The sequence below is a fragment of the Acinetobacter sp. YH12106 genome (genome assembly GCF_013418995.1).
In the GTDB taxonomy this organism is placed as follows: Bacteria; Pseudomonadota; Gammaproteobacteria; order Pseudomonadales; family Moraxellaceae; genus Acinetobacter; species Acinetobacter pseudolwoffii.
In genome coordinates this window covers 97,610-121,312 of record NZ_VPAV01000005.1, presented here as the reverse complement: position 1 = coordinate 121,312, position 23,703 = coordinate 97,610, and the positions used below count along the sequence as shown (strand labels likewise).

Annotated in this window: 23 protein-coding genes; 13 read left to right on the top strand and 10 right to left on the bottom strand. The window is 44.7% G+C overall.

What is annotated here, in order from left to right:
* The first annotated feature begins 168 nt into the window (after window positions 1-168).
* Entirely contained in the window at window positions 169-504 is a 336-nt protein-coding gene (gene aciT, locus FTU45_RS06605) for a ciprofloxacin tolerance protein AciT (protein ID WP_074383829.1), read from the top strand.
* A gap of 140 nt (window positions 505-644) precedes the next feature.
* Complete coding sequence (locus tag FTU45_RS06600) at window positions 645-1,124, top strand: SCP2 sterol-binding domain-containing protein (protein ID WP_180076165.1); 480 nt, start codon at window positions 645-647, stop codon at window positions 1,122-1,124.
* A 304-nt stretch (window positions 1,125-1,428) separates the two neighbouring features.
* Here FTU45_RS06600 and dtd read toward each other — a convergent pair whose 3' ends face one another.
* Window positions 1,429-1,869, bottom strand: a complete 441-nt coding sequence (dtd, locus tag FTU45_RS06595) for a D-aminoacyl-tRNA deacylase (RefSeq protein WP_100357004.1) — start codon at window positions 1,867-1,869, stop codon at window positions 1,429-1,431.
* Between the two features lie 228 nt (window positions 1,870-2,097).
* Here dtd and FTU45_RS06590 point away from each other — a divergent pair, with 228 nt between their 5' ends.
* The 5 genes from FTU45_RS06590 (at window position 2,098) to asd (ending at window position 7,534) form a co-directional block, all read left to right on the top strand.
* A complete protein-coding gene (locus FTU45_RS06590; protein WP_180076180.1) occupies window positions 2,098-3,612 on the top strand; it encodes a catalase in 1,515 nt (504 codons plus the stop codon).
* Window positions 3,613-3,799: 187 nt separating this feature from the next.
* On the top strand, window positions 3,800-4,330 hold the full coding sequence (locus FTU45_RS06585; protein WP_100534548.1) for an ankyrin repeat domain-containing protein: 531 nt from the start codon (window positions 3,800-3,802) through the stop codon (window positions 4,328-4,330).
* Window positions 4,331-4,448: 118 nt separating this feature from the next.
* The gene (gene pncB, locus FTU45_RS06580) at window positions 4,449-5,654 is read left to right on the top strand and encodes a nicotinate phosphoribosyltransferase (protein WP_074383833.1); all 1,206 of its coding nucleotides are present in this window, start codon (window positions 4,449-4,451) and stop codon (window positions 5,652-5,654) included.
* A 183-nt stretch (window positions 5,655-5,837) separates the two neighbouring features.
* Window positions 5,838-6,686 carry a sulfurtransferase gene (locus FTU45_RS06575; protein WP_180076164.1) on the top strand — a complete coding sequence of 283 codons (849 nt, stop codon included), beginning with the start codon at window positions 5,838-5,840 and terminating at the stop codon, window positions 6,684-6,686.
* Entirely contained in the window at window positions 6,683-7,534 is an 852-nt protein-coding gene (asd, locus tag FTU45_RS06570) for an archaetidylserine decarboxylase (protein WP_180001037.1), read from the top strand. The genes FTU45_RS06575 and asd overlap by 4 nt, the downstream gene beginning before the upstream one ends.
* 164 nt (window positions 7,535-7,698) lie before the next feature.
* Here the strand turns inward: asd and FTU45_RS06565 are convergent, their stop codons facing one another.
* Window positions 7,699-8,313, bottom strand: a complete 615-nt coding sequence (locus FTU45_RS06565; RefSeq protein ID WP_074383835.1) for an SPOR domain-containing protein — start codon at window positions 8,311-8,313, stop codon at window positions 7,699-7,701.
* 307 nt (window positions 8,314-8,620) lie between these two features.
* Window positions 8,621-10,411, bottom strand: a complete 1,791-nt coding sequence (gene argS / locus FTU45_RS06560; RefSeq protein ID WP_100356999.1) for an arginine--tRNA ligase — start codon at window positions 10,409-10,411, stop codon at window positions 8,621-8,623.
* 241 nt (window positions 10,412-10,652) lie between these two features.
* Here argS and FTU45_RS06555 point away from each other — a divergent pair, with 241 nt between their 5' ends.
* A complete protein-coding gene (locus FTU45_RS06555; RefSeq protein ID WP_180076163.1) occupies window positions 10,653-10,940 on the top strand; it encodes a DUF2798 domain-containing protein in 288 nt (95 codons plus the stop codon).
* Window positions 10,941-11,106: 166 nt separating this feature from the next.
* Here the strand turns inward: FTU45_RS06555 and FTU45_RS06550 are convergent, their stop codons facing one another.
* The 3 genes from FTU45_RS06550 to FTU45_RS06540 are packed head-to-tail and all read right to left on the bottom strand — an operon-like array spanning window position 11,107 to window position 13,553.
* Window positions 11,107-12,408 carry a DUF445 domain-containing protein gene (locus tag FTU45_RS06550; RefSeq protein WP_180076162.1) on the bottom strand — a complete coding sequence of 434 codons (1,302 nt, stop codon included), beginning with the start codon at window positions 12,406-12,408 and terminating at the stop codon, window positions 11,107-11,109.
* A gap of 11 nt (window positions 12,409-12,419) precedes the next feature.
* On the bottom strand, window positions 12,420-12,971 hold the full coding sequence (locus FTU45_RS06545) for a hypothetical protein (protein ID WP_180076161.1): 552 nt from the start codon (window positions 12,969-12,971) through the stop codon (window positions 12,420-12,422).
* Between the two features lie 42 nt (window positions 12,972-13,013).
* Entirely contained in the window at window positions 13,014-13,553 is a 540-nt protein-coding gene (locus FTU45_RS06540; protein ID WP_180076160.1) for a DUF924 family protein, read from the bottom strand.
* Window positions 13,554-13,764: 211 nt separating this feature from the next.
* Here FTU45_RS06540 and gshA point away from each other — a divergent pair, with 211 nt between their 5' ends.
* Together gshA and FTU45_RS06530 are read left to right on the top strand one after the other, a co-directional pair.
* Window positions 13,765-15,342 carry a glutamate--cysteine ligase gene (gene gshA / locus FTU45_RS06535; RefSeq protein ID WP_074383841.1) on the top strand — a complete coding sequence of 526 codons (1,578 nt, stop codon included), beginning with the start codon at window positions 13,765-13,767 and terminating at the stop codon, window positions 15,340-15,342.
* Between the two features lie 18 nt (window positions 15,343-15,360).
* Entirely contained in the window at window positions 15,361-15,888 is a 528-nt protein-coding gene (locus FTU45_RS06530) for a disulfide bond formation protein B (RefSeq protein WP_159138399.1), read from the top strand.
* Between the two features lie 51 nt (window positions 15,889-15,939).
* Here the strand turns inward: FTU45_RS06530 and FTU45_RS06525 are convergent, their stop codons facing one another.
* Window positions 15,940-17,271, bottom strand: a complete 1,332-nt coding sequence (locus FTU45_RS06525; RefSeq protein ID WP_005173301.1) for a hypothetical protein — start codon at window positions 17,269-17,271, stop codon at window positions 15,940-15,942.
* Window positions 17,272-17,517: 246 nt separating this feature from the next.
* Between FTU45_RS06525 and FTU45_RS06520 the strand changes: the two genes are divergently transcribed.
* Window positions 17,518-18,111, top strand: a complete 594-nt coding sequence (locus tag FTU45_RS06520; protein ID WP_180076159.1) for a YqiA/YcfP family alpha/beta fold hydrolase — start codon at window positions 17,518-17,520, stop codon at window positions 18,109-18,111.
* 1 nt (window position 18,112) lies between these two features.
* Window positions 18,113-19,993: a DNA topoisomerase IV subunit B gene (gene parE / locus FTU45_RS06515; RefSeq protein WP_005173295.1), complete on the top strand. Its 1,881-nt coding sequence runs from the start codon at window positions 18,113-18,115 to the stop codon at window positions 19,991-19,993.
* 108 nt (window positions 19,994-20,101) lie between these two features.
* Here the strand turns inward: parE and FTU45_RS06510 are convergent, their stop codons facing one another.
* The 3 genes from FTU45_RS06510 to FTU45_RS06500 all read right to left on the bottom strand — a co-directional run bounded on the left by FTU45_RS06510 (window position 20,102) and on the right by FTU45_RS06500 (window position 22,293).
* Entirely contained in the window at window positions 20,102-20,830 is a 729-nt protein-coding gene (locus tag FTU45_RS06510) for a hypothetical protein (RefSeq protein ID WP_074383844.1), read from the bottom strand.
* A 137-nt stretch (window positions 20,831-20,967) separates the two neighbouring features.
* On the bottom strand, window positions 20,968-21,480 hold the full coding sequence (locus FTU45_RS06505) for a GNAT family N-acetyltransferase (protein ID WP_180076158.1): 513 nt from the start codon (window positions 21,478-21,480) through the stop codon (window positions 20,968-20,970).
* 81 nt (window positions 21,481-21,561) lie between these two features.
* Window positions 21,562-22,293 (bottom strand): outer membrane protein OmpK, encoded by a 732-nt coding sequence (locus FTU45_RS06500; RefSeq protein WP_180076157.1) that lies wholly within the window; start codon window positions 22,291-22,293, stop codon window positions 21,562-21,564.
* A 1,006-nt stretch (window positions 22,294-23,299) separates the two neighbouring features.
* Between FTU45_RS06500 and FTU45_RS06495 the strand changes: the two genes are divergently transcribed.
* Window positions 23,300-23,668, top strand: a complete 369-nt coding sequence (locus tag FTU45_RS06495; protein ID WP_005094974.1) for an HPF/RaiA family ribosome-associated protein — start codon at window positions 23,300-23,302, stop codon at window positions 23,666-23,668.
* Window positions 23,669-23,703 lie beyond the last annotated feature (35 nt).

Genomic DNA, 23,703 nt, shown 5'->3' with positions numbered 1-23,703 from the left:
ATGTCGTGAGACCAGATCACAGGACTTTTTTTATGCAAAAAACTCAGCATAATGCAGGCATAGAGATACAAATCAACAGATTCCATTTTATTGATTGAACGAAATTCAATAGATAGAACCGTTGCAATATCAAACAGGCAAACTATCTATTTGGATGGAGGGGTTTATATGGTAACAGCGAATTTAGCAACGATCGTGGGCTTCAGTTTAGTCGCTGCAGCTGTAGTTGCTGTGTTCTTCTCGCCTTATCGTCGCTGGTTGAGTTTTATGGCAGCCGGGATGTTGGTCTGGGGCTTGATTGAGATGATTCGTGTAGGCACACAAGCCTGGTTTGATCTGCCAATGACCTATAGTTATCTGAGTGCATTGACAGCAGTCATGATGGTGGTCACTTTCTTATTATTGCGTGAAGACCGTCGTGCAGAGCGTGCCTTGGCAAAACGCCGTTGTATCGAACATACGCCAGTCTATGAAGATGATCAGCAGCAGCTTTCGAGCCGTTAAGTCTAAAAATCGCAAAGAAAAAATGCACCCACGGGTGCATTTTTTAGCTTAGAAATATGATACAAACTGCTTAATCAACCTAGCCAAGAATTATGCTAGGATATTTGTCAATTTTCGTACAATTAGAATAGGCATCCTCCATGAAACTGTCGTCCATTCCTGTGTTAAAACTTCCTCTTATTGATATGAGTACCGATCCACTGGACTTGTTGGTCGCGGGTCTGGCTTTACGTATGAAGCAATTGGCACGTACCAGCCCAAAATTTATTGAACTGGTACATGAGCGTCAATTCCGGATCCAGATTGGCACAGATGAAGGTATGGCACGTCAGATCATTGTCAATAATGGCCAGATTGATACAGTTTCAGGTGATGCAGAGAAAGCAGATTTTGTATTGCAGTTTGCTGATAGTGAACAGGGTGTAAAGACCTTGGTCAAAGGTGACCCGACAGCATTCATGACCGGTATGCAAAGTGGCACCATCAAAATGGAAGGTGACTTTGGCCTGCTGGTCTGGTTTAACCAGGTGGCGAAGATGATTCCACCCAAATTGCCCAAACCGGTCAAAGAAAAAATTAAATTTGCCCAGGCGTTTATTAAAGAAAAAACGGGTAAATAAAACTCTGCTCCTGACTTCCTCTCCTTTTTCAAGGAGGGCTGAGAGCAGGATTCAGCCAGTTTCAATCTGGGTAATGCCAGTCAGTTAGGGAGTTTAGATCTAAGCTCCTTAATTTTTTAAATCTTTTGCAGAAACAATTATTTTCTAATCTTGCGGTACAATACACCTGATGCCCCAGACCGTTGGGGATGAGGTTTCCAGCTACCCCATATCATTATGAATAACAATAATAAAAAACCAGACAGTTTCCTGCCTGATCTCGATTACTGAATCTGAGGGCTTTTTAATGTGGAAAATAATGTCGCTATTCAACTTCTAAATTAAACGTCACCGGCCCATCATTGACCAAATGTACTTTCATATCCGCTGCAAAAATACCAGTTTGTACATGTTTAAATTGTGACTTTGCATAGTCAACCAGTTGCTCATACAGCTCTTTTGCAGCAGCAGGTGGCATGGCAGGGCCAAAATCTGGACGTAAACCTTTTTGGGTTTGCGCCATTAGGGTAAATTGCGAAACCAGCAGTAAACCGCCTCCGGCCTGACCGACATTCCAGCCCATTTTGCCCTGTTCATCATCAAAGAATCGGTATTTCAATATCTTATCAATCAGCTTTTTACCTTTTTCCAGATTGTCGTCCTTGCCCAGACCCAGAAAAACCAGAATTCCTTTATTTATTTCGCCAGTGGTTTCACCCTTGACCACGACTTTAGCTTCTAAAACTCTTTGTAATAAGGCACGCATTTTACATATTGACTGATAACGATAGATGGGCGTGATTGTAGCAAGAATAAAACCTGAAGCAGTATCAGATGCTAATTTTTATGAGTTTTAAATATTTGAAAATCAATTGATTAATTTTTATAAATTCATTAAAACGATTGAAGTGATAAAAATAATCTGTTTTAACAATTTTTAGTTTTTATATATCTTAGCACCTGCAGGAAAGGTAATAAATTGAGAGATTTAGAAATGTTTAAGCGTTCATTACTGGTTGCAATGCTTGCAACTGTCACAGCCACACAAGCTGCTCCTCTAACTAAAGACAATGGTGCGCCAGTCGGTGATAACCAGAACTCAATCACAGCAGGCCCAAATGGTTCAGTCTTGCTTCAAGACGTTCAATTGGTACAAAAACTACAACGTTTTGGTCGTGAGCGTATTCCGGAGCGTGTGGTACATGCGCGTGGTACAGGGGCTTATGGTGAATTCGTTGCAACTAAAGACCTGTCTGATTTAACAATTGCTTCTCTATTCAAGACCGGTACTAAAACTCCAGTTTTTGTCCGTATGTCTACGGTAATTCATGGTAAAGGTTCACCGGAAACCCTGCGTGACCCACACGGTTTCGCGATCAAGTTCTATACTCAAGAAGGGAATTGGGATCTGGTCGGTAACCAGACACCGGTATTCTTCATCCGTGATGCGATCAAATTCCCGGACTTCATTCATGCAATGAAGCCAAGCCCGGTGACAAACGTACAAGATGCCAACCGTGTGTTTGACTTCCTGTCGAGCCAGCCATGGGCTACCAACATGCTGACTTATGTGTACGGCAAACAAGGTGTGCCCACCAGCTACCGCGAACAGGACGGTTTCGGGGTACATGCTTACAAGCTATATAACGACAAGGGCGAATACAAATATGTGAAATTCAACTTCCGCTCGCAGCAAGGCGTGAAGGGTTTGAATGTGAAAGAAGCTGCCGTGCAACAGGGCAAAGACTTCAATCACTTGACCAATGATCTTTATAACAATATTTATGCCGGCAACTTCCCGAAATGGGATCTGCATATTCAGGTACTGGATCCAAAAGATCTTGGCAAGTTTGATTTTGATCCACTTGATCCCACCAAGATCTGGCCAACTGACTTAGTTCCAGAAGTGAAAGTGGGGACATTGACCCTGAACCGCATGCCAAAGAACTTCTTCAATGAGACTGAACAGTCGGCATTTGCACCAGGTAATCTGGTTCCGGGTATTGAGCCATCGGAAGACCGTCTGCTACAAGGCCGTATCTTCTCTTACTCAGATACGCAAATGTACCGTCTGGGTGTGAATCACCAGCAACTTCCGGTGAACCGTCCAGTGGTTGCTGTAAATAACAACAACCAGGAAGGTTATATGAACGTATCTGAGCGTGACTCGGATGTGAACTATGAGCCAAGCCGCAAAGAGCCAAAAGCTGCGACTGCAAAAGCACGTGCGGTACAAACACCATTATCGGGTCATGTACAGCAAATCGGTGTGAAAGAGCAGAACTTCAAGCAGGCAGGTGAGCTGTACCGCTCGTATACTGCCAAAGAGAAAGATGACTTGATTATGAACCTGGCTGCGGACTTAGGTGCAGTAAAAGATTCAGAAACCAAGCACATCATGTTGTCTTATTTCTACAAGGCAGATGCCGACTACGGTACACGTATGACCAAAGCGGTGAAGGGCAACATCGCAACGGTCAAAGCCAAAGCAGCACAACTCAAAGACTGATTTCGATTGGTCGATCAGGATTGGTGACTAGGGTTTAAGAATTCACCTCCGCAAAGTCCTGTAGAACTCCAAACCTTTCCTGCACCCTAGGGGGAGTTCTACAGGCACTCCGTTTTACTCATCTTATCTAATCTGAATAGAATCATTTTCGATTCATGTCTCTATTTGATTTCTGTTGGAGTTCATTATGAAAGCTATGCAGCATGCAGTTTTAGCCAGTATTCTCGCGATAGGTTCCATATTCGCAAACGTGGCCACCGCCAAGGAGATCTCCCCCGCTAAAACTGTGGACAATATTCAGATGAGCTCACAACAGGAATTAGTTGCGCTGTTTTTTGCCGCAGCCAAAACCGGCAATCACGAAGTGATTCATGAATTTCTCAAGTATGGTTTTCCGGTTGATGTACGCAATAGTGCCGGTTTTACCCCCCTGATGATGGCGACCTATTATGGCCATCAAACTATTGTGACGACCTTGCTCAATCATGGTGCTGATCGCTGCGCCCGCGACAATAAAGGTAATACCGCATTGATGGGGGCACTGTTTAAAATGGAATTTGCGATTGCCAAACAGCTGCGTCAGGTCGACTGTGATGCCCAAGCCAAGCAGACCGGGCAAAAGACCACAGCCGAATTTGCCAAGGTGATTGGTCAGGAAAAACAGCTGCAGAAAATCATTCAGGAACAGGGGAAAACCCAAGGCCAGTTGTCAAAATAAAACCCATTATACTCTGATACTTTTGTCGCGAATTCAGCTAGCTGTACGTAAATCCTGCAATATTACATAAAATTTTATGCTTTAATGTTGAGATAAGCACAGCGATATTTCCTTAGTTATGGCTCCAATTATCCGTTCCCTGTTAGATACTGACTTGTACAAATTCACCATGTTACAAGTGGTATTACACAAGTTTCCGCAAACGCATAGTGTCTACCATTTCCGTTGTCGTAATCTGGAAGATACAGTCTATCCACTGACGGATATTCTGGATGATCTCAATCATCAACTTGATCTGTTGTGTCAGCTCAACTTCAAAGAAGACGAGTTGCAATATTTAAGAAGTCTGCGTTTTATCAAGAGCGATTTCGTCGATTATCTGGAACTGTTTCAACTGAAACGCCGTTTTATTCAGGCCAGTATCGATAGCGAAGGTCGTTTAGACATTAAAGTTGAAGGCCCGATGGTTCAGGCGATGATGTTTGAAATCTTCGTACTGGCAATTGTCAATGAACTGTATTTTAGCCGGATCCGTAGTCCTGAAGTGCTGGCTGAAGGTGAGCGCCGTTTACAGGCAAAAATACAATTATTAAAAGAATACGATGCATCACAACATCCACATGATCCGCCATTTTTAGTGTCGGATTTTGGGACACGTCGCCGTTATAGTTTCGAATGGCAAAAGCATGTGGTAGAAGAATTCAACAAGGCTGCACCACATGTCTTCCGTGGTACCAGTAATGTGTTATTGGCGAAAGAATTGGGAATTACCCCGATTGGCACCATGGCGCATGAATTCCTGCAAGCTTTCCAGGCGCTTGACGTGCGTCTGCGTAATTTCCAGAAATCTGCGCTGGAAACCTGGGTACAGGAATATCGTGGTGATTTAGGTATTGCCCTGACTGATGTGGTCGGTATGGATGCTTTCCTGCGTGATTTTGACCTGTATTTTGCCAAACTGTTTGACGGCCTGCGTCATGACAGTGGTGATCCCTATGTTTGGGGTGACAAGGCCTATGCACATTATAAAAAACTGAAAATTGACAGCAAAACCAAAATGCTGACTTTCAGTGATGGTCTGAATCTGGAAAAAGCCTGGAAACTGCATCAATACTTTAAAGACCGTTTTCAGGTCAGTTTCGGGATTGGCACCAACCTGACCAACGACATGGGCCAAACCCCCTTAAATATCGTATTGAAACTGGTGGAATGTAACCGTCAGTCGGTGGCAAAAATTTCGGACAGTCCAGGCAAAACCATGACTGATAATGATACTTTCCTGGCTTATTTGCGTCAGGTTTTCGAGATCACTGAACCTGCTTAAGCACATTTTAGACATGAGTAATTTTAAAAACCGCTTCGCTACAGGGGCGGTTTTTTTATACAAGATGGCTTTTTAGCATGACTTATCTAAAATCCTGCTAATCATCTTAAAAGAAACCGCATAAGTGTAAAAATGAGCTGTGCTAAGATCAAAACAATTTGACCCATCATAGCCATGATAACGATGATAGCTTCAGCTTTTAATTTTGGTCTGCTGATCGAGGCAGAAGATTTAGTTCCCTATTTGGGCCATGAAAAACTTCGTATTGTCGACCTCAGCCGGGCTTCTGTGTATGAGCAGTTGCATATTCCACATGCCCTGCATTTACAACCCAAGCTGCTGGTTCGTCAGGAAGAGCATACGATGGGGCTATTGCCGGATGTAGAAGGCTTGCAGGCCCTCATTGCTTATCTGAATATTTCGCCTGAGCATCATGTGGTGGCCTATGATGATGAGGGTGGGGCGTGGGCCGGGCGTCTACTCTGGAATCTGCATTGTCTGGGTTTTGAAAATACCAGTCTATTGAATGGCGGGATTCATGCTTGGCTAGGTGCAGGTTTGCCAACCTCGTCCGATCAGGAAATATTTAGCCCGGTGAGTCATTTAGTTCCTGTCAATCTCGAGCAAAAATCAGAGTTTCAGATTGGCTATGATGAATTACACCAGCTCATTGAAAATGAACAAGTTCAACTGTGGGATTGCCGCACTGAAGATGAATATACTGGCCTGCGTCTGGCAGCGCGCCGCGGTGGTCATATTCCGGGAGCACGTCATTTTGAATGGAGTACTGCCCTTAACCGGCAAAATCATTTAAAATTGCAGCCTTTACCACGTACTCAGCAGCGTCTGGAACAACTGGGCTTTGATTTGACTCAGCCGGTTGTGGTGTACTGCCAGTCCCATCATCGCTCAGGTTTGGCCTATATTCTGGGCCGTTTACTGGGCTGGAAAATTCGAGCCTATGATGGTGCGTGGAGTGAATGGGGCAATCGCCTCAATAGTCCAATCGCTACAGGGGAGGTGCCATCTTGAGCATCACATCACGTTTAAAACAACAGTTTTTTATTAAAGCTCAACGATTAGTACCGCAACATCGCCTGTCTCGTGTGGTCGGCAAAATTGCTGCCAGCGAAAACCCGATTATCAAAACGGCTGTAATTACTGCCTTTAAGGCACAGTACGGCATTGATATGTCGATTGCTGAACAGGCCAATGCCTTGAAATTCAAATCATTTAATGAATTCTTTACCCGTGCCCTGAAACAAGGGATTCGTGCAGTTGATCCAGATGCCAGCAGCATTGTTTCACCTGCGGATGGGGCGATTTCCCAGCTGGGTAAAATTGAAAATGGCGATGTGTTTCAGGCCAAAGGTCAAAAATTTACTGTAGAAGCGCTGATTGCTGACCCGCAACTGGCTGAACCCTTCAAAAATGGCGAGTTTGCGACAGTATATTTGTCACCACGTGATTATCACCGTGTGCATATGCCATTTGCAGGGACTTTGACTGAAACTTTGTATGTACCGGGCGAGCTGTTCTCGGTCAATCAGGTCACAGCAGAAAACATTCCGGGTCTGTTTGCCCGCAATGAACGCATGGTCTGCCTGTTTGATACTGAAATTGGCCGTATGGCCGTGGTCTTGGTTGGTGCAATGATTGTCGCTGGTATTGAAACGGTGGCTACTGGCAAGGTTAAACCTTCTGGTCGGATCGAGTTAAACCAGCATGATCTGTTCCTGGAAAAAGGTGCGGAACTGGGCCGGTTCTACCTCGGTTCAACTGCAGTGATTTTATTTGAAGAAAATAAAATGCAGTGGGATGCCGCTTTCAAGGCCAATTCTTTGGTGAATATGGGTGAAGCATTGGGGCATACGGTTTAAAGATTTTAGCCTCTTGTATCCTCCCCCCTTTTTCAAAGGGGGATCGAGGGGGATTAATCCTGAATGATATAAATCCTCCCTTGCGGAGCAATGCTCTTCACCCTTTTCCAAAGGGGGAAGGATACAAAAAAAGCGCCATCAGGCGCTTTTTCTCATTTAAATCTTTAGCGTTTCACCACAATCGAATCAATGCCACTGTGTTGCAAGGTCTGCTGGGCAATCAGTGCCGCATCAGCCGAGTCATAAGGGCCTGAGACCACGCGATACCAGACTTTGCCATTTTCTACGCTTCTGACCACATCAGCAGACAGGCCATTCAGAATAATTTCCGCACGGCGGGCATCGGCCTGATCCGGATCATCAAAGCTGCGTACTTGCAGAATATAGCTGACCGGAGCTGTAACCGGTGCTTCGCTGACTTCTAAGCCAGGTTCAGTGCTTGCTGCAGCTTCAGGAACTTCAGGTCGAGGTGCTTCTACAATCACCACAGTATCCTGTCTTTTAGCTTCAGGTACCGCCTGTTCAGGAATCGGAGTTACTTGTTGTTGTGGCAACAAATCGTAAAAACGGTAATCCTTATTGGTGTCTTCTTCCTGGACAGATGCTGCAGTCGTTTGAGTTTTAGGCTTAACCGGTTCCCATGGCTTCCACAACATCAGTGCCATTAAAAAACTCAACACGATTAAAATGATCACGAGTGTGCCGAGCCAGGTCGGAATCAGTGGCTTTTTAGGCTTATTCGGTCTTTCAGATACACCGCGTTGCGTTTTTCCAAACACTTGGGATTTCCTCTATATGGGGTTGCCTCATAGAAAAGGCATAACAGTGGTTATGCCTGACTATTATTTCATCCTATGTGATTAAGATCCAAATGTCATTATTTAGATCAAACTGCACACCAGATTTATACTTGAGCTATTTTTCAAATAGCTGGCAGAATCTAGCCAGGTATTTTTTGAACAGCTAAAACAACAGTTTTCGTTGTGGCTTCGAGTAGAGCTTTTGTCTTGCGAGCATGCAAAACAATCTATACATGCTTACTCAAGCGAAGCTTTCGCCTTGCGAGCATGCAAAGCGGTGCTTTGCTTACATGCTCTCAGGCGCAGACACACCTAAAAGTTCTAAGCCATTACGCAATACCTGACGTACGTTCACTGATAACAGTAAGCGCGCCTGAGTCAGTTCAGCATCATCACCGAGTACTTTATTGTCGTTGTACCAGCCGTGGAACAAGGCTGCCAGCTCTTTCAGGTAGTTGCCGATTTGATGTGGCTCATGGCTGTTTGCAGCACGCACCAGAATTTCTGGATAGGCAGCCAGTTTAGCCAGAACTTCAGTTTCAGCATCCAGCTCGAGTCGGGCCGCCAGAGTACGCGCTGCCGCAGCGTCAAAATTCACGCCTGTAGAGGCCGCTTTTTCTAACATACGGCAGATTCGGGCATGCGCATACTGGATGTAATATACAGCGTTGTCTTTGCTTTGCGACACCGCTAAGTCTAGATCGAAATCGATGTGTTGTTCAGATTTACGCATCACATAGTAGAAACGTGCAGCATCGTTGCCGACTTCTTTGCGCAGATCACGCAAGGTCACGAACTGACCTGAACGAGATGACATTTGTACCATCTCGCCACCGCGCCACAGGCTGACAAACTGAACCAGAAGCACCGTTAATTTCTTCGAGTCATAGCCCATCGCATCAATCGCTGCTTTCACACGTGCGATATAACCGTGGTGATCGGAACCCCAGATATCAATAATATCGGTATAGCCACGTTGTAATTTATTCAGGTGATAGGCAATGTCAGAGGCAAAGTAGGTAGTCTGGCCGTTACGGCGTTTCACCACACGGTCTTTTTCATCACCAAATTCAGTCGACTTGAACCAGATATTGCCATCTTTTTCGTACAGGAAACCACGTTGATCTAAGGTCTGTAAGGCTTCTTCAATTTTGTCGGTTAATGATTCTTCGCTGAACCATTGGTTGAAAGTGACACCAAATTCGCCCAGGTCATCTTTAATATCGTCCAGAATCGCTTTGAGTGCTGCCTGTAGGAAGACACGATAGCCTGTACCAATCAACGCCTGAGAATTAAAGATCAAACCATCAATGTGCTTTTCTTTGTCGCCAGACACCACCACTTTGTTGCCATCTGCATCCAGTTCAGCAGCGAATTGCACATCTTCCGGTACATCTTTATACACATCCGCTACAGGGCGGACATAAGCATCGCCATTCTGGTCAATAATGCTTTGCGCGATTTCTTTGACATAGTCGCCTTGATAAGCATTTTTCGGGAAGACCAGTTCCTGACCATTTAACTCTAAATAACGCAGGTAAGTTGAAGTGGCCAGAATGTCCATTTGACGGCCAGCATCATTGACATAGTATTCGCGATCTACTTTGGCACCAGTCGCCTCTAAAAGATTGGCAACGGTCATGCCATACGCGGCACCACGACCATGACCCACGTGCAGGCTAGAGGTCGGATTGGCAGAGACAAATTCAACCTGAATGCGTTTGTCCGCATTGACCTGGGTGCGACCATAAGCATCTTGCTGTGCTTGAATTTGATCGAGTACCACAAAGCGCTGGTCTGCATTGAGGAAGAAGTTAATAAAACCAGGACCTGCGATTTCCGCTTTGCTGATATCTGCCACTTCAGGAAGAACAGCAAGCATTTTTTCTGCTAAATCACGCGGCTTCATACCCGCAGCTTTAGAGGCAATCATCGCGATATTTGAGGCGAAATCACCGTGTGTTCGGTCTTTGGTACGCGTCAAACTACTGCTGTTTTTCCAGTCAGATGGGAGGACACCTTCAGCTTGAAGGGATTGCACTGCATGTTCTAGAGCTGCTTGGATTGCCGTGTTCATAATCAGTCGAAAATAAATGTCGCAGAAAAACAGCAAATATAGCAAATTTCATGCTCTTTAGGTAAAAGCATTTCTAGGGAATAAAAATTATACGATCACTCCACAGATTTTTTACAATCTGGTCTTTGGGAGAATGTGATCAATCGGGTGAAAATAACATCAATTTTAATAAAAATGCACCTTCAGAAGTATAAAATTTGGCTTATATTAGTGATCTTAAAATATAGAAAAAGAGCAGTCCGTGGATTCGCAACAACATCCGACCATTATCGGTGATATTCCTAAACTTCCTGCAAAATGGGCCTTGATTATTGTGCCTTTTATCCTGTCTTGCCTGATGAGTGGCATCATTTCCATGATCAATATGCTGCGCAATTTAGGCTGGATTGATGGATTCATGCCACTTTGGTTTCACAACTGGATGATTTCCTGGGCAATTGCCTTTCCAGTCGTGGTGACCTTATTACCTTTTGTCCGCAAATTTACCGGACTATTGGTGGATATGTCCGGCCCTCAAGCACCGAAGTGATTGATTAAAACAACTCTGACAATAGTAAGGGTTTCAGCCTTTTAAAAATGCCGATGTGAAAAATAGGGCAGGCAGGTTTTATTTTTAAGGTTGGGCTGATTTTATTCTGTCCCCAAACAGCCTGAATCTGTTGAAGAGCCAAGCTGTATCAAAGAGAAAATGGTTTTTAAATCAGATGCTCCACCGCCGCCCGGATAATCCCGAGCACCAGACCGATACAGGCACCGACCACGACACCATTGACCCGGATCATATGCAGGTCGCCACCGACTTCATTTTCAATCTTGTCGATCATCTCGGTCGAATCCCATTCGTGAATGCGCTCGCTAATGAAACGAATCACTTTTTCACTGTACTGATCACTCAGATCCACCGCGATCCCGCTAAGACGTTTATTCAGCAGCTCACGTACCGAAGCATTCGAGATAATATTTTCTCCGACCTGCTGAATCGCAATTCTGAGATTCTCGGCAATACCGGAATACGGTTTTTGCAAATCCTCTTTAATGGCATCACATAAAATCACCACGGCACCACTGATAAAATTCAGCACCTGCGGGCTATCGAGCAAGGCATCCTTGGTTTCATTCAGACGCTGGCTGGCTTCACTGTGGTTGTCGGCCAGTTGCAACATCCAGTGATGTCCAGTTTCCTCAATTTTAAGCCGCCAAGGATGATCCGGATCGGCCAGCATCGCTTCAACCCTCTGAATGACAGAATCAATGCTGCGTTGCTGCACATCAATCCCGATCCAGCTCGCGCCTTTGGCCAGTTTCCAGACTCCCATTTCCTTGAACAGGTTACGGGTCAGTTCCCGGGTTTCTTCAGGATGTGAGCTCATCCAGGCATGTACCACGTCTAGGCCGCGTTGCAGTACATCCTGATGGAAATCATTTTCGAGTACGGCGCGCAGCATCTCGCTGGCCAGGGTATTGATCTGGGTGTTCTTGACCCATTGCACGCTATTATTCTGGATAAATCCGGCAATCTGTTCCTGCCCGACAAATTCAAAAACTTTAGGCACGGTTTGCTGGATCACCTGGGTGACCTGGGCATTATTCTGTGGATTGGCCAGCCAGCGCCCCGCGGCCAGACTCAAGTCGGTACTGGCCAGACTGCGCTGTACAATTTGCGGAGAAAGAAAATTTTCCTGCACAAAACGGCCCATTGACTCTGCAATACGGGCCTTGTTGCGGGGAATGATTTCGGTATGGTCACGTAAAAATTTCGGGATCGGCAAGCGGCCAAAAGGATTACGGAACAGTACGGTAATCGCATACCAGTCAGCCAGACCACCGACCACACCGGCTTCTGCAGAGAGCATCAGGATATGAATCAGCCAGACATATTCGGGCAGCAGCTTGGCAGCAAGCATGAGTGCCAACCAGATCAGTACCGCGACCACCAGCGCGATGGTCGCAAAACGTTTACTGCGTTGTAAGTTCGGTGAGATACTCTCTGTCTGCATAGATCATCCTGTCAAGAGGGATTGGCCGGTTGCGGTTGCAGCACTGCGCCGGATGGACTTAGACCATATTTAGTCCCAAGTGACTGTAAAATCAAGCGCGCATCGAAAGCATCGCTAGGTGCCTGACCGGCTTTAAAGCATTCAATGGTATAGGCCACCTGAGCAGGATCCAGGGTGACAGTATAAGGACGGTCATAGAACGGGTCTGGCCAGAACCCCGGATAGCGACGGTAATAACCATATGGATAATAGCTCGGTGCCGGATAGACGATCGCCTGACGTGGCGGTTGCTGGGTACGATTACTTGGATCATTCAGCACTCTAAAGAACTGAAAGCCATTTTGCACAGTGGTCTGCGCGGCTTTGAGCAGGGTAATTTCCTCAGCCGTGCCAAAGCTCATATTGGGCCGGGCCTGAAACCCAATCCGATAGGTGTTGTTGTTGAGTGGCGTGGTACTGTAGCGGCCCAACTGATCAAACGTTAATGGTTTTGAAGGCGTCGTTGCACAACCACTCAGGCTGATGGCAGCGATCACACTCAATCCCAGTAGCATATTTTTCATGTTCGATCTCCTGATGCAATGATCCAGTCACAAAAACAGGCTTTAAAAACTGCTGTCGGGCTGGGTCAGGAAGGTTAACTCTTCATCGGTCGAGTCACGACCCAGGGTCTGGTTGCGATGGGGGTAGCGCCCAAAGCGGTCGATAATCACTTTATGTCTTAGCTCATAGTCCAATACAGTTGGATTATCCAGCGCTTCAAACAGCTGCAATGCCACTTCATGGATACGTGCTGACTCACTGTGCATAAAGGGCATGTATAAAAAACGGCGGTAGACTGGATCAAGCGCTTGATCGAGTTTTAGCTGGATCATTTCCTGCGCCAGGACCAAAGCCATACCATCTTGAGCAAAAGCACGTGGATCGTTGCGATATAAATTACGGGATAACTGATCCAGGATAATGATTTCGGCCACCCGGCCTGCTGGCGTTTCTCGCCAGGTCCATAATTCGCCTTGTGCGGCCTGCCGATGCAAGACACTAAACTTTTCAGCCAGTAAGGCATCAAAGGCGGCGCTTTTAACAAACCAGTTCGGTTCTGCGGCCGGGGAAAACCAGAAGTCTAAAAAATCTTGATAATTCATATGCTTTATTGTTTGCCTCTGCTCATTTAATTATAAAATCACAAATTTCACATGTCTTATAGGGGAAGTTTGTGTTAAAAAATTGCCAAATTAAAAATCAATAGTTTGCCTGAAAACTAGACAGCCTATCATGTGCCGGCCAGAAATCACGTTATACTGATTAAACTGATGATTTTAATTTAATAGTTTAGCCCCTTTAAGCGAGATTGTAATGAGTCAACCTGAACCGACTTCCCAAAATGTGTTACCGACCTGGGTAGAGTCGTCACTCATCAAAGGCATGCTGCGTGGTATTGAGCGTGAAAGCTTACGTATGCAGAGTGATGGTTTCCTGTCACAGGCAGGGCATCCGCGTGCCTTGGGTTCAGCCTTGACTCATCCACATATCACCACAGACTATTCTGAAGCCTTAATGGAGTTCATTACGCCGCCGCAGGACACGATCAAAAAAGCCTTGGACTATCTCACTGATATTCACGCGATTGTGCATCGTCATCTGGAAAATGAGGAAAAACTCTGGCCGATGTCGATGCCCTGCATGCTGGATAGCCGCGATGAAAGTATTCCGCTGGCGCAGTATGGCAGCTCGAATATCGGCTTATTTAAAACCTTGTATCGTCATGGCTTGGGGGTGCGTTATGGTCGCCGTATGCAGACCATTTCAGGGGTGCATTATAACCTGTCTTTCCCGGATCATCTGTTCGAAGCCTTACAGCAGCAGGAGCAGGATGAAGCACTCAAGGACTTAAGCCTGCAGGATTATCGCAGCCACCGCTATATGGGGCTGATCCGTAACTTTATTCGTCTGACCCCACTGGTGATGTTCCTGGTCGGTGCCAGTCCGGCAGTCTGCCAGTGCTTTATGACCGGTCGTGATCATCATCTATTGCCCTTGGTAAAAGGCACCCTGTATACCCCTTATGCGACAGCATTGCGTATGGGACGATTTGGCTACCAGAACTCAGCCCAGAAACAGCTCGGCATTCACTATAATAACTTGCAAGACTATCTAGAAGGACTGCAAAAAGCAGTCAAAACGCCGTATAAACCCTTTAGTCGTCTTGGACTAAATGCAGCAGATGGCCAGCCGACTCAGATCAATGATCATGTGCTGCAAATCGAAAATGAATATTACAGTCTGGTACGTCCGAAGCAGGTGCCACAAGAGGGTGAAACCCCATCTCAAGCGCTGGAAAATCGCGGGATTGCCTATGTCGAGCTGCGGGCAGTCGATGTCAATCCATATAGCCCGATTGGCATCAATGAAGACACCGCCGGCTTCCTGGAAGTGGTGGCCTTGTATTGTTTATTGCAGGACAGTCCAGCACTTTTCGGTGAGGAGCAGGAGATCATTGAGCAGAATCAGACCGAAGTGGTAAATCGTGGCCGTGCGCCGAATGCTGCAATTCTGGCAGATGGTCAATGCTATCCGATTGAAGACTGGTGTGCCATACATCTGCAACGCATGCAGCCTCTGGCCGAGCTGCTCAATCAGACCTATGCAACCGACCTGTATAGCAATGCCATGAAGATGATGCAGATCCGGGTCGATGAAGTTGATGCAACTTTATCTGCCCTGGTGGTGGGCGATACACGCACTCAAGGCAGTATGTGGCACTTTGGCCAGCATCTGGCCCAGCAGCACAGCAGTGTCTATGAAGCACACCAGCTTAGCCCGGAAACACTGGCTTATTTTGAAGAAATGTCACAAAAGTCATTGCAGCAACAACAGCAACTCGAGCAAGATAGCAGCGTCAGTTTTGCTGATTATTTAGCTCAATATCGATAAAAAATAAGAGGATTCACCATGCAATGGGGTTATCGCTTCGTGAGTGGTATGTTATTTTTGGCTGCTGTCATTGGAATGGCATTTGCTTTATATCTTGAGCATGTACAGGGCCTGGCGCCTTGTCCACTCTGTGTGTTTCAGCGTGTGGGATTAATTGGACTGGGGATCATCTCACTCATCGCATGTCTGCATAACCCTAAATCTAATATCATGAAGCGGCTCTATGCCTTGCTAGGTTCGCTGAGTATTTTATGGTCTGTGGGCGTTGCTGCCCGGCATGTCTGGTTACAGAATCTGCCACCGGATCAGGTGCCGAGCTGTGGTCCTGGCCTGGAATACTGGCTGGAAACCTTGCCAATGCAGTCGGTATTGCAACAGGTACTCAATGGTTCTGGCGAGTGTGCCACCATTGACTGGATTTTCTTGGGGCAATCTTTGCCGGTCTGGTCTCTGATCTTCTTTAGTATTTTATTGCTGGTCAGTCTATGGCAACTGCTGCGCAAATATAAAACTGCACCGGTTAAACGGCTCAGAGATAAATATTAATAAGTTCGCATTAACAAGCCCTCAATTGAGGGCTTGTTAATGCGCTGAAAGTTAAGTCAGGGCAATACCTTCCAGACTTTCCAGATCAATTGTATATTCACGAATTTGATCAAAGGCTTCATCTTCTACACTTGGATAGAACCAGCGTGCCACCTGTTCGGCGACCAGCGGATGATATTGAATCTCGAAATGGTTCAAGCCATAGAAAATAGCCTTGTGGGCATCCGGAACTTTGAGCTGGAAACGCGGATTGGGATGCTCGCCCAAAGCGCTTTTGATACTGACCAGATAGTCGCCAATCACGTGCAGGGTCTTGTTTTTGCGGTTTTCAAATTCGATCGTACCCGCAACCAGATAGGTGTCGATATGCGACGGGATCGGGGCAGGTTTACGGTTGTCATCCATAAAGCCGATCCGAAGCGCATTATGCTCCCAGTCATCATCACGGACGCTGCCATGGCGTAAATCCAGAATCCCATTACTGCGAATATTGACCAGATGACCAATCAGCCGGATCAGCGGGAAATGTCCAAGTTTGTCCTGCAAGCTAAACCCAAAACGTTCCAGTACAGCACCATGATGTGGTGAGCCGAGACAGACCAGATTCTCCACCATATTGATCCAGCCATACATATTCTGCTTGCCATAAAACAGCGCACTACGAGAGACTAGACCCCCCATGCTATGCCCGATCAGGTCAATACTGGTAATTCTCGGATTGCGAGCAACCAGATCCTGCAAGGTATTGGCCAGACTGCGGCCATTGGCTGAAATTCGCCGACCAGTATTGTAATTCAGATACAGCATGGTATTGCGGTCGCGCTGGGCCAGTAATTTTTCTCCAATCCCTTCATATTTTCGATTTGACCAGTCTAAATGGTTCATGCATAAGCCATGTACAAACAGGGTAATCCGTCCGCTCAGCTCACCATTTTGCAATGAGCCATAATGATCATAGATCACCATGGGCAAGGCCAAAGGGTTTTGATATTTCAGCAGATAATCCCCAATAATGCCATTTAAGGCACTGACCAGAAAATGCAAGGAAGGCGTCAGCGGCTTATTATGCAGTTTGGGAAAACGTTCAATAATCTGGCGTAGACCGGGTGCAATCAGGGTATTGCCATAATGAAACAGCATGTCATAGGACATTTGATAGAGCCGGGCAATCGACGGAATATTCTGAATTTTTTGTGAATTATTCTCACTTAAACCAAAAATACTCATTAAAATTTCACGCTGAATACTCTTGATCAGTTCCTGAATAACGTCGTTAAAGCGCGTCGTCACCAGCTGTGCCAGACCTTCCAGTACATCGGCCTGACTCGGTGGGGTTCGGTCCCAGCGACAATAGGTTTCATGTAACGGTGTCAAACTTGGCATCTGATGCTGTCCTTTCAATGAGCCGCATGATTTGTCATCTTTCTTTTTAAAGAACTTCGCGGTATAAATTCTTTTTCTTGTCGAGTTTCCAGATATTGAGGCCTTCATTCTAAAATAGCGAGAATTACAGAATACTTCTGGCTTTTTTGTCAGACAATTTAAGTAATTAACGGGTCTGATATTGTAGTGTACTTCACATTTTTTAAATTAAATTTTGATGATGAATGGGTTTTTTGTTGGTAGTTCATGAATATTATTTATTTGCATGGCTTTAAAAGTAATGCCTACTCGATCAAGGGGACATTGCTGCAACACTACTGTGCAAAATACTCCGGGGTTCAGGTGCATTTGCCTGATTTAAATATGTCGCCACTGGCTGCGATTCAGCAGCTTTCCGAGCGGATTCAGTCAATGCAAGATGTGGCGCTAGTGGGCAGCAGTCTCGGCGGATTCTATGCGACATATCTGGTCGCACAGCATGCTGTGCCTGCTGTACTGATTAATCCGGCAATGCGACCATGGCAACTGTTTCGTGAACTGTTTGACGAGCAACTGCCTTTGCAGGTGCATCCGAACTGGTGTCTGGATGATGTGGATCTTCGACAACTGCAACAATTGGCCCTGCCAGTTGCACAAGATGCAGACAAAATGCTGGTTCTGCTGCAACAAGGCGATGAAGTTTTGGATTATCGTGAAGCACATCGTTATTATAGTGCTGCGCGTCCCCCTGCAATGCTGATGACCGAAGCAAATGGCAGTCACGGGATGGATGATTTTGCGGAGAAAATTCCGCTGCTTTTACAGTTTTTGTTGGACTGCATAAAAAAGGAAACCGAATAACGTGTCTCAATATACGGCTCAATCTCTTGAAGTTTTATCTGGTCTGGATCCGGTACGTCGTCGTCCGGGCATGTATACCGATACCTCTCGTCCGAACCATCTGGCGCAGGAAGTGATTGATAATGCTGTCGATGAGGCCTTGGCCGGACATGCCAACAAGATTACCGTCACGGTCTGTAAAGATGGTTCATTATCTGTCGAAGATAACGGTCGTGGAATGCCAGTCGATATTCATCCCGAATATGGTCAAAGTGGTATTGAAATCATCATGACCAAACTGCATGCCGGTGGTAAGTTCAGCACCGATAACTACCAGTTTTCCGGTGGTTTGCATGGCGTGGGGATTTCAGTCGTCAATGCGCTTTCGACCCGTGTAGAAGTTGAAGTTCAGCGTCAGGGCAACCTGTACAAAATGGCCTTTGAAAATGGTGAGCCGACGGCTCCACTTGAAGTGCTGGCAGGCAAGGCGCCTAAACGCGCCTCGGGAACTACGGTACATTTCTGGCCTGAAACCAAATACTTCGATTCACCCAAATTTGCCTTAAAAGCTTTAAAGCATAATCTCAAAGCCAAAGCGGTTTTGGCTGCGGGCTTACAGATCAATTATATTGACCAGATCAATGACGAAAAGATCAGCTGGCAGTTTGAAAATGGTCTGGTCGACTATTTGATGGATGAGCTTGAGGATCGTGAAATCATTCCTGCACCGGCTTTTGTTGCAACAGGTGACGCTGAGCGTGCCAGTGCCGAGTTTGCGATTTGCTGGAATGTAGAAGGCGGCGATAGCATTCAGGAGTCCTATGTCAACCTGATTCCGACCGCGCAGGGCGGTACCCATGTCAATGGTTTACGTTCAGGCGTGACCGATGCCATGCGTGAATTCTGTGAGCTGCGTAATCTGTTACCGCGTAATATGAAACTCTCTGCGGAAGATGTCTGGGATGGTGTCAACTATATTCTGTCGCTGAAATTCCAGGAGCCGCAGTTCTCGGGACAAACCAAAGAGCGTCTGTCGAGTCGTGAAGCCTCAGGTACGGTGCAGAATATTGCCAAAGATGCATTTGCACTCTGGCTAAACCAGAATTCTGATATCGCGATGCAACTGGCTGAAATGGCCATTTCCAAAGCGGGTCGCCGTTTAAAAGCCGCGAAAAAAGTAGAACGTAAAAAAATTGTGGCCGGTCCAACCTTGCCGGGTAAATTATCCGACTGTGTTGGACATGATCTGGATCAGTCGGAACTGTTTATTGTGGAAGGCGATTCTGCGGGTGGTTCTGCCAAACAGGCGCGTGATAAAAACTTCCAGGCGATCATGCCCATTCGCGGTAAAATTCTAAACACTTGGGAAGTCTCTTCGGATGAAGTTTTGGCATCGCAAGAAGTACATAACATCGCGATTGCGATCGGTGTCGATCCGGGTTCAGATGACCTGTCCGAGCTACGTTATGGCAAAATCTGTATTCTGGCCGATGCCGATTCCGACGGTCTGCATATTGCAACTTTGCTCTGTGCCCTGTTCGTCAAGCATTTCCCGACCTTGGTGGAAGAAGGGCATTTATTCGTTGCCATGCCGCCCTTGTATCGGATTGATGACAACAAAGACGTGCACTATGCCCTGGATGATGACGAGCTCAATGGTATTTTGAAAAAATGCAAAAGCAAAAATCCGCAAATTACCCGATTCAAAGGTCTGGGCGAGATGAATGCCAGCCAGTTACGTGAAACGACCTTAGATCCAAATACACGCCGTTTGGTGCAGCTGGATTTGGATGATAGTCATTTTACCGCAGGTTTACTGGATAAGTTACTTGCGAAAAAACGTGCCAGTGACCGTAAGGAATGGTTAGAGCAAAAAGGCAATCTGGCAGATATTATTGTGTAATAGCACTCTTTTTTAGATCAAGAGCCCGCAACTGCGGGCTTTTTGCTGGCTTGAATCTAAGCCCTATTTTTTCGATCTGTGTGCTGATATTTTTATATCTGAAACCGATTAATTCTCTACTTTTAAGAAAACTCCTGCCGCTGAAACATTATGCCCAAAGCCACAACCTGAATCACCACTATTTTGCTTAAGCACTGCACGACTTCCGAGTTTGGCATCAAAGCCTAAAGAGATATCGATTTTGCAGTCTTCAGAGCGATATTGTGCCTGTGTTTTATTCAGTGGCATCGTGGTATTAAATCCACCTAGATTTGGTCCATAAATCAAACTGCGTAAGCCCATATAGAGACCTTCATATTCGATCGCATAATGTTGCTGCTGTTTGACAATTTTCAGCGTACTCCAGGCACCAAAACCGGCATGCTGTACATAAGTACCTGCAAGTTCAGTGTCCTTTTTAGGTGGAGGAAGCTGTTTTAAATTAAATTGACTACTTTTAGCATCGGGGTAAACGGAGAACCAGGCACGTGCCCATTGAGGCTTGCCAAGTTTGCTGTAGCTTAAACCCACATTATTAAATGCTGTTGTAATGGCTTGTTCAGAGAAAGAGGTTTTAGCTTCATCCCGGTTCATTTCACAAAAAGATGACCAGGCAGCTTGTTGCTTAAATTGTGCTATGGCCTGTTGATAGTGTTTTTGATCATAGAATTTTTTGCCATTATTGGCGTAGCTCTTCACTTTGCTGCAGCTTGTACGAAGTTCTTTTTCAAAATCTGAATCGGCAAAAGTTAGTGTACTTAAAGTTAAAATACCAATACAACATAGAGATTTATACATTGTTTTACTCTGGACGGCTTTGATCTGAATAAAACATAGCCACTAGTATAAGTAAATAGAATATCTGTTTTGATCAAATTAGTAATGAGCTAACGCTAAGAAAATAGACCAAGAGAGAAATTTAAAATAAGACTGAATCAAGCCAGATCCAGATTGAGTTGTAAGAGGACTAAATCACGCCATTGCCCAAACTTCTGTCCGACTTGCGGCATATAGGCAGTTTGAACGAAGCCCAGTTTTTCATGCAGACGAATCGATGAAGTATTTTCAGAATCAATCGCCGCGACCATGATATGCAATTGCTGTACTTGAGCCTGTTCAATTAAATACTGCAATAATTTAGAACCTAAACCTTGTCCTGCATAATTCGGATTTAAAAAGATGGAATGTTCTACCGTCTGTTGAAAGCCCTGAATACTACGAAATTGATCATAACAGGTATAGCCAGCAACGACTTGATTTTGAGTATCTTCAACCACAAAAACCGGGAAATTCTGATTTTTAAGCTGTTTAAACCAGATTTTGAAATAGTTCAAATCAAAGGCTGTTCTGTTCCAGGTCGCAGTACCATAGAGTACTTCCTGATTATAAATCTCGAGGATGGTTTCAAGATCATGTTCGGTCGCAGGTCGAATATCAAAATCAGGCATATTCTTGTTCTGGTAAGGTTGATCTGAAATCACAGTTTAAAAAAAAGCAGAACCGGAGTTCTGCTTTTGATCATACATCAATTAGAAATGGTATTTAACCAATGCGCTAACATCATTTTGATCTTTGTTTGAACCGTATTTATTATTCCAAACTGAATGTTCAACACCCACATAAAGTTTAGTGTCTGGAGAAATGTGTTTACCTACATTCCATTTGTATTGACTGGTCCAGTTTAATTCGCTTTTGTGATCAGAACCTTCAGCAGTTGACCAATCCAGGAATGCATCAACAAGGAAATCTTCAGTACCTAACTTAAATGGTACTGCGTAAGTGATGGTCATTTGATAATCATCTGCAGTGTTATCATTGTCAGCTTTGTAGAAGTTAATGTTTGCATATTGAGTATATGGAACATTTAAAGCAAAACCAACACCATACAAATAGTTATTAAAGCCTTCGCCACCTTCCCAAGTTGTCGCAACGAGTACGTCCTTGATTAGACCAACTTCAAGTTTAGTTCCTGAAACTGCACTTAAGCTTAAACGCGGTGCAACCTCAAAATAGGTACTATTACCTTCTGGATCATTGTTAGTACGATCAGCGAAAGCAAAGAAATCACCATATTTTAAACCTGCCGCATATTCAGCAGTAACTGTTGTTTGATCAAGCTTTTCATCTTGAGTGAGAAATGGTGATTTATAGTTTTCACCATAAAGACCTGTAATGCTAAAGTCCTGCCAAACTGGTTTTGCTTGAGCAAATGCTGCAGTTGAAGCCAATGCACAAAGTGCCGCAAGTTGTGTAAATTTCATTTAAATCTATCCCCCCGAGAAAGCAGAATAAGCATACAGATTAATAAGTAAAAATAAAGTTAAAAGTGATCGCTGACTTAAATATATTTCAGCCCCCATGAGTTGAATGAAGACGATCATCTTCCTCAGTTTTCATTGCCTTTTGCTGATATTTCTCTAAATTATTATTTTTTAAATAAAGTTGAATATGTAGCGTCTTAAAAGACTGAATGTATAACTAGAAATATAAAATCACTTCAATTCAGGATGATGAGTTTAGAAAACCAGTAAAAATAGGGGAATATACAGATTGTTTAGTAATTAATTTGAGCCTGAGGCTGAATAGCTTTGTTCTGTTTGTGTAATGAGGTTAGTTCTAAAATCTCAAATGACGGTCGTTTTATAAGCCTATTCTCAGCGTCGTAAAATAAGAGTGATCGGTCTTATATTTCAATTGAAAATCATTTTTGCAGTTTATTATTTTCGAATGACGAAAGAGTATTTTTCCCGGTTCTGCAAAAGCAACTAAATAATGATAAAGCAAATGATCTATTCAGAACTGTAAGGCTGACTAGGCGCTGATCTTATAAGAAAAACTATTAGATAAAAGTGAGCTAATTTTCATAAAAAAATACTTTTAATTTCTTTTTTTTAGGTTTCTTGGTCGAATGTTATTTAAGCGATTTATCTACCTGGCCAAAAAAACATTTCAAATTAAATCGTGTGAAAGGTTGTGAAATTTCCGTTTGAAAAATCCTGTATTTTTGAGCTGAGTAAGCAGTTGTCACAATGGATTATTCTTTTGCTAAAAAACCAAAATATCACTTGCATATTTCCCAGATACAGCCGATATTCAAGATATAAGGACACGATTCTGCAGACTCAAAAATGTGTTCATCATTCAAAATGGAGGGTGTGATTCCAATCATTTGAAGAAGTGAAATGCGATGCGAAACAGCAAGCTACAAACGTGCCAAGATAAAAATTTTTGCACTCAAAAAGTTACAAAGATTGAGGATGGTAATTTATGAATATTGAACTTCGTACAGATAAACACATTCAGAATAGCGAGCGTTTAATTGATTATGTACGTGAAGAATTAAATCAAGAATTCCAGCGCCATAGCGAGCGTATTACTCATTTTTCAGTCCATCTCAGTGATGAAAATGGCGCCAAAGGCGGTGATGATGATATTCGCTGCATGATAGAAGCGCGTCCTGCAGGGTTAAAACCCGTGGTCGTCAATCATCGCGCTCACAATGTGGATACCGCCATTCGTGGTGCGATTGACCGGCTAAAACGCAGTCTGGAACATGTGATTGAGAAAAAAGACAATGTTCGTCCTGGTGCCTTAGCACTGGCAGATACAGATACTGCAGCAGAGATTGACGAGTAATGCTGACCGATTTTAAAAAGCCCTGCGGGGCTTTT

What these genes read in the sequence shown, in the direction of transcription:
- FTU45_RS06510 (WP_074383844.1), bottom strand. Translation starts at nt 20,830, where the DNA reads ATGTATAAATCTCTATGTTGTATTGGTATTTTAACTTTAAGTACACTA.
- FTU45_RS06495 (WP_005094974.1), top strand. Translation starts at nt 23,300, where the DNA reads ATGAATATTGAACTTCGTACAGATAAACACATTCAGAATAGCGAGCGT.
- FTU45_RS06600 (WP_180076165.1), top strand. Translation starts at nt 645, where the DNA reads ATGAAACTGTCGTCCATTCCTGTGTTAAAACTTCCTCTTATTGATATG.
- FTU45_RS06590 (WP_180076180.1), top strand. Translation starts at nt 2,098, where the DNA reads ATGTTTAAGCGTTCATTACTGGTTGCAATGCTTGCAACTGTCACAGCC.
- FTU45_RS06530 (WP_159138399.1), top strand. Translation starts at nt 15,361, where the DNA reads ATGCAATGGGGTTATCGCTTCGTGAGTGGTATGTTATTTTTGGCTGCT.
- FTU45_RS06520 (WP_180076159.1), top strand. Translation starts at nt 17,518, where the DNA reads ATGAATATTATTTATTTGCATGGCTTTAAAAGTAATGCCTACTCGATC.
- aciT (WP_074383829.1), top strand. Translation starts at nt 169, where the DNA reads ATGGTAACAGCGAATTTAGCAACGATCGTGGGCTTCAGTTTAGTCGCT.
- FTU45_RS06575 (WP_180076164.1), top strand. Translation starts at nt 5,838, where the DNA reads ATGATAGCTTCAGCTTTTAATTTTGGTCTGCTGATCGAGGCAGAAGAT.
- FTU45_RS06540 (WP_180076160.1), bottom strand. Translation starts at nt 13,553, where the DNA reads ATGAATTATCAAGATTTTTTAGACTTCTGGTTTTCCCCGGCCGCAGAA.
- FTU45_RS06505 (WP_180076158.1), bottom strand. Translation starts at nt 21,480, where the DNA reads ATGCCTGATTTTGATATTCGACCTGCGACCGAACATGATCTTGAAACC.
- FTU45_RS06545 (WP_180076161.1), bottom strand. Translation starts at nt 12,971, where the DNA reads ATGAAAAATATGCTACTGGGATTGAGTGTGATCGCTGCCATCAGCCTG.
- FTU45_RS06550 (WP_180076162.1), bottom strand. Translation starts at nt 12,408, where the DNA reads ATGCAGACAGAGAGTATCTCACCGAACTTACAACGCAGTAAACGTTTT.
- FTU45_RS06500 (WP_180076157.1), bottom strand. Translation starts at nt 22,293, where the DNA reads ATGAAATTTACACAACTTGCGGCACTTTGTGCATTGGCTTCAACTGCA.
- argS (WP_100356999.1), bottom strand. Translation starts at nt 10,411, where the DNA reads ATGAACACGGCAATCCAAGCAGCTCTAGAACATGCAGTGCAATCCCTT.
- FTU45_RS06525 (WP_005173301.1), bottom strand. Translation starts at nt 17,271, where the DNA reads ATGCCAAGTTTGACACCGTTACATGAAACCTATTGTCGCTGGGACCGA.
- gshA (WP_074383841.1), top strand. Translation starts at nt 13,765, where the DNA reads ATGAGTCAACCTGAACCGACTTCCCAAAATGTGTTACCGACCTGGGTA.
- pncB (WP_074383833.1), top strand. Translation starts at nt 4,449, where the DNA reads ATGGCTCCAATTATCCGTTCCCTGTTAGATACTGACTTGTACAAATTC.
- FTU45_RS06585 (WP_100534548.1), top strand. Translation starts at nt 3,800, where the DNA reads ATGAAAGCTATGCAGCATGCAGTTTTAGCCAGTATTCTCGCGATAGGT.
- dtd (WP_100357004.1), bottom strand. Translation starts at nt 1,869, where the DNA reads ATGCGTGCCTTATTACAAAGAGTTTTAGAAGCTAAAGTCGTGGTCAAG.